Annotated in this window: 17 protein-coding genes and 1 pseudogene; 9 read left to right on the top strand and 9 right to left on the bottom strand. The window is 59.3% G+C overall.

All coding sequences use genetic code 11. The annotated features are described in order from the left end of the window. A partial coding sequence (gene lepA / locus ACGVKB_RS06720) for a translation elongation factor 4 (RefSeq protein WP_392350496.1) occupies window positions 1-1,468 on the bottom strand: 1,468 nt, incomplete at its 3' end. 72 nt (window positions 1,469-1,540) lie between these two features. Between lepA and ACGVKB_RS06715 the strand changes: the two genes are divergently transcribed. Then, entirely contained in the window at window positions 1,541-1,861 is a 321-nt protein-coding gene (locus ACGVKB_RS06715; RefSeq protein ID WP_392350495.1) for a DMT family transporter, read from the top strand. On the opposite strand, the gene ACGVKB_RS06710 is transcribed toward ACGVKB_RS06715, so the two are convergent. Further along, complete coding sequence (locus ACGVKB_RS06710) at window positions 1,851-3,359, bottom strand: malate:quinone oxidoreductase (RefSeq protein ID WP_392350494.1); 1,509 nt, start codon at window positions 3,357-3,359, stop codon at window positions 1,851-1,853. The two genes, ACGVKB_RS06715 and ACGVKB_RS06710, sit on opposite strands and share 11 nt — an antisense overlap. An 81-nt stretch (window positions 3,360-3,440) precedes the next feature. On the opposite strand from ACGVKB_RS06710, the gene ACGVKB_RS06705 reads away from it, so the two are divergent. The 3 genes from ACGVKB_RS06705 (at window position 3,441) to ACGVKB_RS06695 (ending at window position 5,804) form a co-directional block, all read left to right on the top strand. After that, entirely contained in the window at window positions 3,441-3,686 is a 246-nt protein-coding gene (locus ACGVKB_RS06705) for a NifU family protein (RefSeq protein WP_392350493.1), read from the top strand. Between the two features lie 50 nt (window positions 3,687-3,736). Continuing rightward, window positions 3,737-4,591 carry a hypothetical protein gene (locus ACGVKB_RS06700; protein WP_392350492.1) on the top strand — a complete coding sequence of 285 codons (855 nt, stop codon included), beginning with the start codon at window positions 3,737-3,739 and terminating at the stop codon, window positions 4,589-4,591. A gap of 334 nt (window positions 4,592-4,925) precedes the next feature. Further along, window positions 4,926-5,804: a mechanosensitive ion channel family protein gene (locus ACGVKB_RS06695; RefSeq protein ID WP_392350491.1), complete on the top strand. Its 879-nt coding sequence runs from the start codon at window positions 4,926-4,928 to the stop codon at window positions 5,802-5,804. Here ACGVKB_RS06695 and ACGVKB_RS06690 read toward each other — a convergent pair. Both ACGVKB_RS06690 and ACGVKB_RS06685 read right to left on the bottom strand, forming a co-directional pair. After that, window positions 5,801-6,481 carry a DUF4079 domain-containing protein gene (locus ACGVKB_RS06690; protein ID WP_392350490.1) on the bottom strand — a complete coding sequence of 227 codons (681 nt, stop codon included), beginning with the start codon at window positions 6,479-6,481 and terminating at the stop codon, window positions 5,801-5,803. The two genes, ACGVKB_RS06695 and ACGVKB_RS06690, sit on opposite strands and share 4 nt — an antisense overlap. Then, window positions 6,478-6,795 carry a hypothetical protein gene (locus ACGVKB_RS06685; RefSeq protein WP_392350489.1) on the bottom strand — a complete coding sequence of 106 codons (318 nt, stop codon included), beginning with the start codon at window positions 6,793-6,795 and terminating at the stop codon, window positions 6,478-6,480. Before ACGVKB_RS06685 ends, ACGVKB_RS06690 begins: the two co-directional genes overlap by 4 nt. Window positions 6,796-7,021: 226 nt before the next feature. Between ACGVKB_RS06685 and ACGVKB_RS06680 the strand changes: the two genes are divergently transcribed. Continuing rightward, a complete protein-coding gene (locus tag ACGVKB_RS06680) occupies window positions 7,022-8,200 on the top strand; it encodes an aminotransferase class V-fold PLP-dependent enzyme (RefSeq protein ID WP_392350488.1) in 1,179 nt (392 codons plus the stop codon). A gap of 38 nt (window positions 8,201-8,238) precedes the next feature. Here ACGVKB_RS06680 and ACGVKB_RS06675 read toward each other — a convergent pair whose 3' ends face one another. From ACGVKB_RS06675 to yidD, 3 genes are read right to left on the bottom strand one after another with little or no spacing between them, the layout of a single operon-like run. Further along, complete coding sequence (locus tag ACGVKB_RS06675) at window positions 8,239-9,741, bottom strand: UDP-N-acetylmuramoyl-L-alanyl-D-glutamate--2,6-diaminopimelate ligase (protein WP_392350487.1); 1,503 nt, start codon at window positions 9,739-9,741, stop codon at window positions 8,239-8,241. 26 nt (window positions 9,742-9,767) lie between these two features. Further along, window positions 9,768-10,052 (bottom strand): glutaredoxin family protein, encoded by a 285-nt coding sequence (locus ACGVKB_RS06670; RefSeq protein ID WP_392350486.1) that lies wholly within the window; start codon window positions 10,050-10,052, stop codon window positions 9,768-9,770. Between the two features lie 11 nt (window positions 10,053-10,063). Next, entirely contained in the window at window positions 10,064-10,342 is a 279-nt protein-coding gene (yidD, locus tag ACGVKB_RS06665) for a membrane protein insertion efficiency factor YidD (protein WP_392350485.1), read from the bottom strand. A 78-nt stretch (window positions 10,343-10,420) separates the two neighbouring features. Here yidD and rpsD point away from each other — a divergent pair, with 78 nt between their 5' ends. Continuing rightward, window positions 10,421-11,029 carry a 30S ribosomal protein S4 gene (gene rpsD / locus ACGVKB_RS06660; RefSeq protein WP_392350484.1) on the top strand — a complete coding sequence of 203 codons (609 nt, stop codon included), beginning with the start codon at window positions 10,421-10,423 and terminating at the stop codon, window positions 11,027-11,029. A 77-nt stretch (window positions 11,030-11,106) separates the two neighbouring features. Here the strand turns inward: rpsD and ACGVKB_RS06655 are convergent, their stop codons facing one another. Beyond that, window positions 11,107-11,586: a hypothetical protein gene (locus ACGVKB_RS06655; RefSeq protein WP_392350483.1), complete on the bottom strand. Its 480-nt coding sequence runs from the start codon at window positions 11,584-11,586 to the stop codon at window positions 11,107-11,109. Between the two features lie 186 nt (window positions 11,587-11,772). On the opposite strand from ACGVKB_RS06655, the gene ACGVKB_RS06650 reads away from it, so the two are divergent. Further along, window positions 11,773-13,122, top strand: coding sequence for a DUF2252 family protein (locus ACGVKB_RS06650; protein ID WP_392350482.1), 1,350 nt, complete (start codon window positions 11,773-11,775; stop codon window positions 13,120-13,122). Here ACGVKB_RS06650 and ACGVKB_RS06645 read toward each other — a convergent pair. After that, a complete protein-coding gene (locus tag ACGVKB_RS06645) occupies window positions 13,119-13,250 on the bottom strand; it encodes a hypothetical protein (protein WP_392350481.1) in 132 nt (43 codons plus the stop codon). The two genes, ACGVKB_RS06650 and ACGVKB_RS06645, sit on opposite strands and share 4 nt — an antisense overlap. Before the next feature lie 30 nt (window positions 13,251-13,280). Here ACGVKB_RS06645 and ACGVKB_RS06640 point away from each other — a divergent pair, with 30 nt between their 5' ends. Both ACGVKB_RS06640 and ACGVKB_RS06635 read left to right on the top strand, forming a co-directional pair. Continuing rightward, window positions 13,281-13,817, top strand: a complete 537-nt coding sequence (locus ACGVKB_RS06640; protein ID WP_392350480.1) for a DUF4079 family protein — start codon at window positions 13,281-13,283, stop codon at window positions 13,815-13,817. A gap of 200 nt (window positions 13,818-14,017) precedes the next feature. Continuing rightward, window positions 14,018-14,152: pseudogene (locus ACGVKB_RS06635) on the top strand (30S ribosomal protein S4); the annotation flags it as partial.

The following is a 14,152-nucleotide window of genomic DNA, read 5'->3' as shown; positions in this document are numbered from 1 at the left end:
CCAGGCGCACCAGCTGGTTTTTGCGATAACCGATCAGGCTGTACTCCATCGAGGCATAGCCCTGGGTGCGCGTCTTCATCTGATCGAAGAAATCGGTCACCACCTCCGCCAGCGGCAACTCGTAGATCAACGTCACCCGATCGGTGGTGATGTACTTCATGTCGATGTATTCACCGCGCCGTTCCTGGCAGAGACCCATCAGCGCACCGTTGTATTCATTCGGTGCATAGATCTCCATCTTCACGTAGGGCTCTTCGATCGATTCGCGCTTCTGCGGATCGGGAAGCGTGGCCGGGTTATCCACCATCTCCTCCGAGCCATCGATCATGTTCACCTTGTAAATCACCGACGGCGCGGTGACGATCAGGTCGAGGTCGTATTCGCGCTCCAGGCGCTCCTGCACGATCTCCATGTGCAGCAGACCCAGGAAGCCGCAGCGGAAGCCGAAGCCCATGGCGCTGCTGGTTTCCGGTTCGTACTTCAGCGCCGCATCGGAAAGCTGCAGCTTGTCGAGGGCATCGCGCAGATCCGGGTACTGATCAGCCTCGGTGGGGAACAAGCCGCAGAACACCATCGGCTTGGCCTCGGTGTAACCGGGCAGCGGTGCATCGGCCGGGGCATTCACCAGGGTGATCGTGTCGCCCACACGGGCATCGGCCACCGCCTTGATCGACGCCGCGAGGTAGCCCACCTCACCGGCATGCAGGGCATCGACCTTCTTCTGGTCCGGCGCCATGATCCCGATCTCGTCGAGCTCATAGGTCTTCTGGCTGGCCATCAGCAGCACCTTGTCCTTGCAGCTGATCTGCCCGCTCATCACCCGGAAGTAAACGATCACGCCCCGGTAAGGGTCGTAATAGGAGTCGAAGATCAGGGCTTTGGTCGGCTCACTGACGGCATCCTTCGGGGGCGGCACCCGGTCCACCACGGCCTGGAGGATTTCCGGCACACCCAGCCCGGTCTTGGCTGAACAGGGGATGGCATTGCTGCAATCGAGGCCGATGATCGCCTCCACCTCTTCCTTGATCCGATCGGGATCCGCACCGGGGAGGTCGATCTTGTTGAGCACCGGAATGATCTCGAGATCGTTGTCCAGCGCCAGATACACGTTGGCCAGGGTCTGAGCTTCCACGCCCTGGCTGGCATCCACCACCAGCAAGGCGCCTTCACAGGCCTGCAGGCTGCGGCTCACCTCGTAGGAGAAATCAACGTGGCCGGGGGTGTCGATCAAGTTGAGGACGTACTCCTCCCCATCGGCCGCCGTGTAATTCATCCGGGCGGCCTGGAGCTTGATCGTGATCCCCCGCTCCCGCTCCAGATCCATGTTGTCCAGGAACTGCTCCTGCATGTCCCGGTTGGCCACGGTGCCCGTGTCCTGCAACAGACGATCCGCCAGGGTCGACTTGCCGTGGTCGATGTGGGCAATGATGCAGAAGTTGCGGATCCGTGAGACGGGGGCGTCGGTCATGCAGCGGCGGAATCCCGTCTCGGGTCCAAAGATCAACGATGAACCAATCCTAGGGAGGGGTCTCCACCTGCCATGAACAACCCCTGGCCCTTGCTGCTGCTGGCGATCACCGCCGAAGTGATCGGCACCTCCTGCCTGCGCCTGTCGGAGGGCATGACCAAGCCGGTGCCCACCGTGCTGGTGCTGCTGGCCTACGCCGTGGCGATGGGACTGCTCTCCAAGGTGGTGCTCACCCTCCCCCTGGGCCTCACCTATGCCCTCTGGAGTGGCATCGGCACCGTGGCCATCGTGCTGGTGGGACGCTTCGCCTATCAACAGATGCTCAATCCAGGCCAGTTGATCGGCATCGGCCTGATCACCGCCGGAGTGGTGCTGGTGAACCTCAGGCAGTAAGACCCAGCACCGCATCACTGCGCTCGCGCATGCGGCGCAACACCTCGGGATCCCGCTGTGGGTCGCCCTCAATGCTCGGCAACAGCTCCCGCAACCGCTGCTGCCAGGCCGGGTGATCGAGCTGTGATTTGAAGCAGCGCTGCAGCACCTCCAACATGATCGTGACGGCCGTGCTGGCCCCGGGGGACGCCCCCAACAGCGCGGCGAGCGAGCCATCCGCGGACGCCACCACCTCCGTTCCCAGCTGCAGACGGCCCCCTTCTTTGCTGCGCTTGATGATCTGCACCCGCTGGCCTGCCACCGACAAGCTCCAGTCCTCCGGCTTGGCTGTGGGCATGAAATCCAGCAGGGCCCGATGGCGCTCCTGCGGACTCTGGCGCAATTGATTGATCAGATACCGCACCAGTTCAACGTTGGTGACCCCGACCTGCAACATCGGCAGCAGGTTGGTGGGACGCACCGACGCCGGCAGATCCAGCAGGGAGCCCTGCTTCAAAAACTTGCTGCTGAAGCCGGCATAGGGACCAAACAGCAACGAGCGCTGGCCATCGATCCAACGCGTGTCGAGATGGGGCACCGACATCGGCGGTGCCCCAACCGCTGCTTTGCCGTACACCTTGGCGTGGTGACGTTGAGCCAGGTCCGGGTTGTTGCAGACCAACCAGAGACCGCTCACCGGAAAACCGGCGAAATCAGCGGCCTCGGGAATTCCCGATCGTTGCAGCAGCGGCAGGGCACCACCGCCGGCGCCAAGAAAGACAAACGGCGCCTGCACCTCACGGCGACCGGAGGGCCCATCCAGCACCACCCGCCAATCGCCCTCGGTCATGTCGGACCGGCGCAAGCGCTGAAGATCCCGCACCTGGGTGCCGTACTGAACCGTGAGAGCGCCACTGCGTTGCAGCAGCAGCAGATAGGCCCGGGTCAGGGCCCCAAAATCCACATCCGTGCCCCGTTCAATCCGCGTGGCCGCAACCGCTTGCGTGGGATCGCGCCCCTCCATCACCAGTGGCATCCACTCCTTGAGCTCGGCTCGGTCCTCGCTCCAACGCATGGCGGAGAAGGCCGGCAGATGCTGCAGCTGGCTGTGGCGCTGGCGCAGGAACGCGATGTTCTCCGCCGTCCAGACGGCACTGATGTGCGCAGCCTGGTGGAGGAAGGCGCTGGGCTCCAAACGCCCCTGCTCACTCAGGGAGCTCCAGAACTCGAGGCTGCGTTCAAAGGCCGCATTGATCGCCAGGGCTTTGGCGGTGGCCACGCTGCCGTCGGCCTGGCGCGGGGTGTAGTTGAGCTCGCAGTTGGCCGCATGGCCGGTACCAGCGTTGTTCACCGCCGCTGAACTCTCCAGCGCCGGAGCCTCCAGCCGCTCCACCAACAACAGCTTGAGCTGCGGATCCAGCTCATGGAGCAGCGCCGCCAGGGTGGCGCTCATGATCCCTGCCCCCACCAGAACGGCGTCGTAGCGCGCCTCGGATTGCGTTGAGCCGTCGTTCAGCACCGGACCCTGGGGTGAAAACCGCTCTCGTCACCCTATGGGGCCGCTTCGTAACCTTGGGACCGAGATGTCTGGTTCAACCCGATGAGCACCGAAACCATGGCCTTGACCTTGGACAATGTGGAAAAGGTGCTCGATGAGCTGCGTCCCTTCCTCATGGCCGATGGCGGCAATGTCGAAGTGGTTGAGCTCGACGGACCGATCGTCAAAGTGCGTCTGCAAGGCGCATGCGGCAGCTGCCCCAGCAGCACCATGACCCTGAAGATGGGCATCGAGCGCAAAATGCGCGAATCCATCCCTGAAGTCAGCGAAGTCGTCCAGGTTCTCTGACGAGCTTTTTGATCGGACAGACATAGATTTGACCCAACAGCCCCAGTTGGATGGTCACCGAGGAGCAACTCACGGCCCTCGATTTGACTCTCTGGCTGGGCTCAACTGAACGTGCTGCCGATCTTTATTTCACGAACCAGAGCACTGTTTCCCGCCGCAACAACAAGGTTCTTCAACAATTCGGCATCCAGTTACAACGCACCAATGGTGAGTTGACGGTGTCCGGTGATCTCCAGCTTCTGGATCTGGAGCGTCAGGTGCACCAGCTGGCGCGCATGAAACACAGGCGGGGTCTGCGCCTCCAAGCTCCTTACTGGATTCAGCACAGTCCTGGCCTGCTGTCTCCCGAGGGCTGGATGATGAACGCGCAACGATCAGACCTCAGCTGCAGCGATCCCATCACCCTGGTGAGGGAGCACGTGCTCGATGCCTGTCTCGCCACACCGACACAGATCCCTGACGATCGAGACGATCTGTTCATCCTTGAACTGCACCAACGCCCGATTGATCTCACCTTGCTGGTCCACCACCAGCAAGGTGACGACGATCTCTCCGATCACTTCCGATGGAGCCTGGAGAACGGGAGTCTGCAGCTGAAATTGATGCCTTTCCTGCCCACAAGCTGCCGCGAACGGTCACAAGAGTGGTTCGAACAATTGCTCACCGTTGGACAGAGCGGCCAGGCTCAAGCAGGGATCCTTCGATCGTCGCGGCATTCAGGACAAAGCTTCCTCATGGCTTATCTCACCCCAGAGATGCGCGCTGCTCAGCCACTGCCCTGGCAGGTGGATGAACATTTCGAGCCTTACAACTACACCGAAAACCTTGTGGTTCTGGCCAAACACGCCAATGAACCGGCCGTACTGGCCTTGCTTGAGAGCCTTCAGCAGCAAATCGGCGACTGAGTATGTCGCGGACCGAAACTAGAACCAAGTGAAGATTGATCCGGTCAATCAAATCCGACAGGAATCCTTTTGCAGACTCAATGCAATCTGAATACCAACAAAGGGTCGCCTGAATGAACCCACCGGAGTCAGGAGACCAGCCAGAACATGTTCTTCTCTCGCCGCCACAATGCTGATTCCAGAACTGCCGCTTCGCCTTGAGCGACTGGTTCTCGGACTGCTGATCGCCACAGTGGTCTGGGCCATCCTTCAACTCTTGGCCAAGACTGCGCTGCGACGACAACCCTGGCGGGATCTGGCCCTGACGTCGTGCATCAGCATCTGCAGCACGGTTTTGGTCATTGCGCTGACCACTTGGCTGTTCCAACTCATTCCAGCGCGGGCCAAGCTGTCGATCTTGAACATCGATAGCCTCCGTACCTTTTTGATCACCTGTGGGGCCTCCTGGACCATTCAACGCTGGACGAGCTGCTTCCGCATCAAACGCGATCAATTCACGAATCGCTTCCCATCAAGCATGGCGAACCGAGAAAAGATTTTTTTGGCTGATGTATTCGAGAAAGTTCTCAGTACAACATCGTTCGTCCTGTTGATGCTTGCAGCCCTGGGCATTCTCGGCGTTCCTGTCACTGTGCTTGCGACGGCGGGGGGCCTTGGAGCCGCAGCGGTCGCGTTCGGCGCACAGAGCGTTGTATCCAACTCACTAACAGGCTTTTCCCTTTACATCAACAGGCCTTTTATTGTTGGTGATTTCATCGAAATACCCTCCGAGAAACTCTCTGGGATCGTGGAGCAGATTGGCTGGTACTACACCCAATTGCGCACCTACGACAGGCAGCCAGTCTTCATCCCCAACTCGATTTTTGGCAGTCGTTCCGTCATGAATATCAGCGAGATCGACAGCAGGAGAGTGATCATCCACTTCTCGCTAAGGTTCAACGACCGCAGCAAAATCGAGCCCATCCGGGCAGAACTGCTCCACCAAATGTCCCTCAATGCCCTCATCGACAAGCAACATGAGCGCTTTGTCATCCTTGACGGTTACGGGGACTCCAGCCTCGACTGCCAATTGGTGTGCTGCAGCAGGAGCAATGACTACCAAGACGCCCTGGAACTTCAACACACCCTGCTGCTTTTAGTCGGAGATGTAATTGAGGAGATGGGAGCACAGATGCCATTCCCAACCCGCACACTGATCCGAGGCAGCAACTAATCAGCACAACGCTGCAGAACAAAATCACACCTGGCCATGGCTGGCTTCTGCCAGCTCAGCGGAATCTCCAACAGATCACGGGTGCCCGTGATGCCCTGGAGCACAAACAAGACCGCGACCAACACCGAAGCCGTGACATGCAGGCGGCGCAGGCGCAGATCGCGTTGGATCTCCCGCTGGGCACCGAGGGCAAACAACATCAAGCCGGTCAAGGCCACTCCACCCCAGTAGTGGGACTGCCAAAAGGCTCCCTGCAAGGGGTTATCAGACACGCGCCAAACCTCCGGCTGGGCACCAAGACCGAGAACGCCAAGCCAGGTCATCAGGCTGAAGGTCAAACGCGCCGCCGCCGCCTGGCTGCGCAGCAAGGCCATCAGGCTGACAGCGGTCCCGCTGAAGGCGAGGACCAGTTGCAGCGACCGGACGCCACCGATCCCAACCGCAGCCTGACTGCCGATGACAACCGCCAGAGCCAACAGCACAAGGACCACAACCGCAGCACTCAGCCACCGGCCAAGACCGCTGTGATCGGCCCCGACGCTGACCGGATGCTTGACCCGTGCCACCCGCCGCTGCCGGGTCTGCCAGGCGAGGCGAACCACCATGCCCAACAGCGGGTACACCAGCACAACCGCAAGGGCCGGATGCAGGACCCAAAGCCAATCAAGTGCTGTCACAGCAGCAGCCCGAAGTTTTGATCAGATGTGGCAGCACCAGCGGCAGGATTCAACGTGACGCGATGCGCCAAAAACAAGTTGAACACAATTGCACTTGCTAAAGCCAAATGAAACAGGTTGCCGTGGGGAATACCCATGCCCTGAATAGCGACCCAAGTATTGACATTGAGCAAGACAACATTAAAAACCAACAACACCAAAATCAAGACGGCAGCCATCGGTTGGCGTCGCCTCAACATCACTGGGAAGGTCAGTGCGCAGGTCAACAAACCTGGAATCAATCCGATCGAGCTATAGCCATGCAGGATGCGCATCGAGGCATCTGTATGAACATGGCTGAACAACGAGGCCAAAATATTGAGGGAAATCAGAGCACCCGGATAAGGCCCCAAAGCAGGCCTGAGTGGAGCTTTTCCATTCAGCCAAAGTGCGCCGCGCAACAACAAACTCTGCTGCGGTGGCTGTCCTGACATAACCGTGCGCTGGGAATGGACGGACAACTCACCTATTTTTGGTGAGTCGTGCGGTTGATGTCAGGTTTTGTTTCGTGAACTTTGCCCAGCACTGCACAACAAGACTTACTTCAACTACGGCGGCCAGGGGCCCTTGCCGACCCCATCGCTGGAGGCGATCACAGCCAGCTGGCAACGGATCCAGGAGCTGGGCCCCTTCACCGGTGATGTCTGGCCCTTCATCGCCTCCGAGGTGAACAGCACCCGTCGTCAATTGGCCCAGTGGTGCGGCGTCCCTCCCCATCGGCTCGCCTTAACTGAAAACGTCACCAGTGGCTGCGTCCTGCCGCTCTGGGGGCTTCCGTTCGCCGCTGGCGATCGGATGCTGATCAGCGACTGCGAACATCCGGGCGTGGTGGCGGCCTGCGTGGAACTGGCCCGGCGCGAGAACCTCGCCATCGACACCCTGCCGGTCAAACAGCTGCGGGGGGATCAGGCCAGCACCGACGCCGGAGTGTTGCGGGGGCTGGAGGAGCGCCTCACCCCGCGCACCCGCCTCGTCGTGCTCAGCCATTTGCTCTGGAACACCGGCCAGATCATGCCGATCGTGGGCGTGGCCGAGCACTTGCAGCACCATCCCCAGCAACCCTTCCTCCTGGTGGATGCCGCCCAGAGCTTTGGTCAGATTCCCGTTGCCGCCGCTGCCGCCGCCGCTGACATCTATGGCTTCACAGGGCACAAATGGGCCTGCGGTCCGGAGGGACTCGGTGGCGTAGCCCTGTCGGAGCGCGTGCTGGAGGACGCCCAACCCACCGTGATCGGTTGGCGCAGCCTGCGCGATGAAAGCAAAGCTGACCTCAACAGCAGCGATCCGTTCCACCACGACAGCCGCCGCTTCGAAGTGGCCACCAGCTGCGTCCCCCTGATGGCAGGGCTGCGCACCTCGATGGCGCTGCTCGAGGCGGAGGGCTCGGCGGAGGATCGGCTGGCCAGCATCCAGCGACTCAGCGGCTCGCTCTGGCGGACGCTGGACCAACTGAAGGGGGTGGAACCGCTGTTGACGGTGGCCCCGGCCAGCGGTCTGGTGAGCTTTCGACTCCCCGGGGCAGCCGCCGCATCGGACCTGGTGAAACAGCTGGGCAACCAGGGGGTCTGGATCCGTGATCTGGCCGATCCGATCTGCCTGCGGGCCTGCACCCATGTCAGCTGCACCGAGACCGAAATCAAAGCACTCGGAACCGCAGTTGGCACGATATCGAATCAATAAAGAAGAGATATCCCACCCATATCGTGCCACTACCCCGGTCAGAGCCTGAGCCTTAGGGCCAGCTCGGCCTGCTCTCGATCGTCAAAATGCACCTTCTCTGATCCCAGGATCTGATAGTCCTCGTGACCTTTGCCGGCCACCAACACCAGGTCGTCCGCCGCTGCCTCGGCAATGGCTGCAGCGATCGCTTGGGCCCGATCCCCCTCCACCAGCAGCTCCGTACCGGCGGGAACACCAGCCACCACATCATCCAAAATCCGCTGGGGATTTTCCGTGCGCGGGTTGTCCGACGTGATCACAACCCGGTCAGCAAGACGGGCTGCAATCGCTGCCATCTGAGGACGCTTGCCGCGATCGCGATCACCGCCGCAACCGAACACACAGATCAAGCGTCCACCGCAGAACGGCCTTGCGGCCGCTAGTGCATTCTCCAGGCCATCGGGGGTATGGGCGTAATCCACCAAAACCGTGGGCAGTGCGCTGCCGTCGGCGCCCCGGACGATCACACGCTCCATCCGACCGGGGACGCCACGGAAATCAGCGATGGCATCCAGCAGCAACGGCAAGGGCAGGTCCTGCTGCAACAACACCCCCACGGCCTGGAGCAGATTCATCAGATTGAACCGACCCAACAGTGGGGAGAGGAACACCCCGTCGCCGCAGGGGCTGATCAGGCGACCCCGCACGCCACCGCTGGTCAGCTCCAGCTCCTCCATCCGCAACTCAGCATCGAGATCAGACAAGGCGCTGCGCCAGCACAGACCCCCCAACCGTTCAGCCAATTGAGCCCCCCAGGGATCGTCACTGTTGACCACGGCCCGGGGCCCACCCGGCGCAAACAGCGGCGCCGAAAACAACGAGGCCTTGGCCTCGAAGTAGTCCGCCATGGAGGGGTGATAGTCGAGGTGATCCTGGGTGAGGTTGGTGAACACCGCCCCAGAAAAACGGCAACCGGCAACGCGATGCTGCGCCAAGGCATGGGAGCTCACCTCCATCGCCGCCAGGCGAGCCCCTGCCGAGGCTGCTTCCGCCAACTGAGCCTGAAGACGGTCTGCGAACGCCGTGGTGTGCGTCGCCGTGATGCTGTGACCGGGCCAGCGGTTCACCAGGGTGCCGAACAGAGCTGTTGGCTGACCCACGCGCCCCGCCAGATGCTCAATCAAATGCGTGGTGGTGGTTTTGCCATTGGTGCCTGTGACACCAATCAAGGCCATGCGCCGACTGGGGTGATCCCAGAACGACGCCGACAGATCGCCCACAAGCCTGGCGACGGGCTCGGGAACCACAACCACTGGATCGCCATCAGCCGGAGGGTCTGCGGTGGCAGCGGCGGGTCCGATCACGGCCGCCGCCGCTCCCGACTCCAGGGCCTTCCGCCAAAAACGACCTCCATCCACCCGTTCTCCAGGCAAACCCAGAAAGAGGGAACCCGCACCGACCGCACGGGAATCACTGGTAATCGCCGAGAGCGGGCAATTGTCGAGACCATCCGGGATGGCGACTCCCACATCCTTCAGCAGGGAATGCAGCGTCTCACTCACGGAGGTCCCGGTCAGGTTCCAGAGTTTTAAGTCGGTTCCGCACCAGACGACAGAGCGCGTTGCAACCAATCGAACAGACCATCTCCCTTCAGCCGTGGTGAGACCCGCGGCAACACCCGCCCGGCGTGCGCCAACACAGGAACCTCCAGGTCGAAGCGCGCTTTCACCGCCGCGGGCGTGTCGGAGGCATCGATGTCGATGATCACGATCCGCAGATCCAGAGCAGCGAGATCGAGCGCTTGAAGCCGTTGCTCCAGCCCCTCGCACAAACAGCAGCCCTGACGACTGAACAGAGTCAGCTCCTGGGTCATCGCATCAACCATCAATCGGGGACAGGATCACAGCCACAGGGCGTCCATGGGTGGCATCGCAGCAGACGCTTGACGGTGAGCCAGCTTCCCCTCCAAGGACCATGCCGCTGAATCGCCTCCAAGCCGTAGGCACTGCAGGTGGGCGTGAACCGGCAGCGGGGACCGAGCAGCGGTGAAATGAAACGGCGATAAAAACCGATCAAGGCCAACAGAACCGTGGCCAATCCGCGGCTGAACCACGACTGGACCGTCTCCTGTCGATCGCCCGATACAGTGGTCGATTCGTGCATGGTCAGGCGACTGAGACCCATTTACTGGATCCAGCATGCCGAGTCAGACGCACGATTGAACCACCGACTCACTTCCCTATGTCTCGCTACCGCGGCCCTCGACTGAGGATCACGCGGCGCTTGGGAGACCTCCCCGGTCTCACCCGGAAGGCCGCTAAACGGTCTTATCCCCCCGGTCAGCACGGCCAAGCCCGTCGCAAGCGCTCTGAATACGCGATCCGCCTCGAAGAAAAGCAAAAACTCCGCTTCAACTACGGGGTCTCCGAGCGCCAACTGGTGCGCTACGTGAAAAAAGCCCGTGCCCAGGACGGTTCCACCGGAACCAACCTGCTCAAGCTTCTCGAGAACAGACTCGACAACGTCTGCTTCCGCCTCGGCTTCGGCCCCACCGTTCCCGGTGCCCGCCAGCTGGTGAACCACGGTCACATCACCGTGAACGGTCGTGTCACCGACATCGCCAGCTACCAGTGCAAGCCCGGTGACGTGATCGCCGTGCGTGAGCGCAAGTGCAGCAAGAAATTGGCTGAGGCCAACCTGGAATTCCCGGGTCTCGCCAACGTGCCTCCCCACCTCGAGCTCGACAAAGCCAAGCTCAGCGCCAAAGTCATCGGCCGGACCGAGCGCGAGTGGGTGGCTCTGGAAATCAACGAACTGCTGGTGGTGGAGTACTACTCCCGCAAGGTCTGATTCCAGACAGAACCTGGTTGCAGGTCATTGGCCTGCAGAATCATCCCTCGCCCAATGGGCGGGGGATTTTTTTTGAATTAAAGGCCGATATGCCTGAGTTCAAACGAGATGGAGCGCAGAAACACAAGAAACCTGTCAATCGAGAAGTACACCATCAACACCGCACAAAGACCGATCAACGACTCGATCACACTCACAGCATGGAAATAGATCAGCATCGAAGGATCGGCCAGTACTGCCAACACCTGATCCAAGGCCAGATCCACCAATTCGAGCATTGCCGCGCACAGGGCAAACATCGCCATCCAGAACAAGCTCTGCGCATGTTCATCGCTCTGAATGGCCGCCTTATGCCGGCCAACGTTGATCAGAAAATTAGAGAGCAAAAAGAACATCGAAAACAAGGTGAGATGCAGAACCTCTTTGTTCGAATTGAATTCGATGTACTCCACTGCGACATAGGCCACAACCGACAGGGCAAGAAGCACCCGCAGAACAGCAAGTGTGCCCCAGAGAATCTTCTTAACCCTGAGATGGGGGATCCGAGCCAGCGTCATCGGTCGACTCCATGATCAACAGGACTATCCACGACAGCGACAAGGCAAGAGAAGCACACCGATTTATTTCTGTTTTGAGAGACAACAGACGCTCCCACAACCGTTAACAGCACGTCACCGAAAGCAAAGAAGATCCATGAAGCGCCAATAAAGAGATTCTTGAGGACGATGCGCGCACGAACACCCATGGCTATGAATCAACAAAGCCACGTTGTCCCCATGAAAAATATCATCTTTACATCCAAAAGCTACGACCGGAAGGGAAAGATTCACGAAGCGATTGAGCACCACAACCGGGAAGTTCCGAATCCATTAAGGCAGGAAAAATTCGAGAAAATGAAGACGAGCCCCTATGCATTTTTCAGGGGCTCGAACCATATCTTCTGGTCTGACTTTGCAGGGGATTGGCAAATCAACCGCTTCGGCGGAAGCGCCTTCTCCAGAACATGGCTTGAGGGTGACGCCCACGTTTACAACATGGGCGCATACCTAAATAATTCAGGCAATATCGCCTTTGGCTTTGACGACTACGACGATTCACTCGTTGCCGACTATCAATACGACATCTGGCGATTCGCCACCAGCATGGTCCTGGATGCCTGGGAGAACAAACAACTGGATGACCCGGAGCTCACCGAAGCAATTCAGACCTTTGCGAAGGTCTACCTGAAAACGATCTCGTCCTACGAGCAGGTGGACCTATTCTCTTGCTCGTTCAACCACGAGAATACGTGCAAGCCTCTCTCCAAGTTCCTTGAAAAGATATCCAAGAAATACAGCCGCGAGCGGATGCTCAAAAAGTGGACAGAAGTCAGCAACGGCAAAAATAGAACATTTCAAGCCATTGAAGGAAAGCTCTCCCCAGCAGACCCTGAGACGCGCCAAGCGATCACAGACGCCTTTCAAGACTATCTAAAAACGATTCCCAAGGAATTTGCCGCCGTCAATGCGCTCCACAACACGATCCTCGACGTCTCTGAACGACACGGAGCAGGAACTGGATCCGTCGGATTAAAACGCTACTACGTCTTAATTCGAGGAAATACAGACCATGCATACGACGATATTATTTTAGATATCAAACAACAGGTCCAACCAACAGCCTTCTCCTACCTCAGCGACGAGGAGATCAAAGAATATGAGTACAACTTCGACAATCATGCCCATCGTCATGCAGAGGCCTACCGGGCACTTGCCGAATACCCCGATCAGCATCTGGGCTGGCTCAGCATGAATGGAGATGTCTTCTCTGTTCGAGAGAGGTCTCCCTTCAAAAACGACTTTCCAACAGAAACACTGACGCAACCCAAAAAATATCTGAAAATGGCCAGCCAGTGGGCCACCATCATGGCCACAAAGCATCTCCGTGCCGCCAGACGGTTGAATCATTCCCTTGATCAGTATGTCTTTGAGGCAACCATCAATCGTATTGCCCATGACCGGGAGGAAGAGTTTGCGATTTTCACAACGCGAATCGCCAAGTCCTATGCCAAACAAGTCAGAAAGGACTGGTTGTATTTCTGCGAGGGTTTTTAAGCTGCACGCTCGGCCAGCATCAGCCTTCGCCGCCAGCGGCGAGGTGAATCGGGCAGGCTGGGTTCAGCGAGTTCGTTGCTTTGTCTGATCAGGTCCTCAGCCTCCATGCCTGGATGAGGCTGCTGCATCCGGTGTTGATGATCTTGTTCGTCTAACCCATGGTCGGGGCCACCATCCGACTTGGGATCTTGGCTAGGGAACGCAGACTGAAGATCAACCCCATTGCAGCCACAGTCCCGGTCGAACATGCTCAGCTCGGGGCCTGGGCGACCGGTGGCGTGCTGACGTCAATCCTGATCGCTCTCAGTCACAGCCTGATCCCCAAGGCCAACAACACAGGACCGATCCTGGCCGCGGCCGTAGCCGTGCTGGCCTGCTTCCTACGGCTACTGCAAACACGCCAGGCCTGGCAACGGGGCCTTTGGGCCTGCGGCAGCCTGGCTGGCCTGTTGCTGCTGGGTCTTCAACCCGCCGTGGACCGACTCAGCGATCAGCCCTGGACGGCACTGTTCTGGCAATCCCATTTCTGGATGGGCCTGATGCTGTGCGCCCTGCTTCTGTGCAATCTCAGCCTGCAACCGTTGATCGGGCGACAGTCGATGGTGCGAAGGCTCCACATCGCCATCAATGCCCTGATTGCACTTCTGTTGGCCATGCAGGCCATTTCAGGGACCCGCAATCTGCAGCTCGGCTAAGGATTGCGCTTCGCCCAGACAAACTCATTCCAGAGACATAGGGAAAAGTGAGCAGCAATCAAAGCCAGCCAGGATGATGGCCCCAGATTCATGGATAGAACAAAAAGTGCACCAATCGACAACCAATAGACGACGTGATAGTTCTTGGTCTTTGGGTTCATGCACCCCCCAAAAAACAAGTCAGAGTTAAGTGATTTCCCCTGGGAGACCTCCCCGGTCTCACCCGGAAGGCCGCTAAACGGTCTTATCCCCCCGGTCAGCACGGCCAAGCCCGTCGCAAGCGCTCTGAATACGCGATCCGCCTCGAAGAAAAGCAAAAACTCCGCTTCAACTAC

This window comes from Parasynechococcus sp., assembly GCF_042954325.1.
Taxonomy (GTDB): domain Bacteria; phylum Cyanobacteriota; class Cyanobacteriia; order PCC-6307; family Cyanobiaceae; genus Parasynechococcus.
This window is presented reverse-complemented; position numbering and strand designations above follow the sequence as displayed.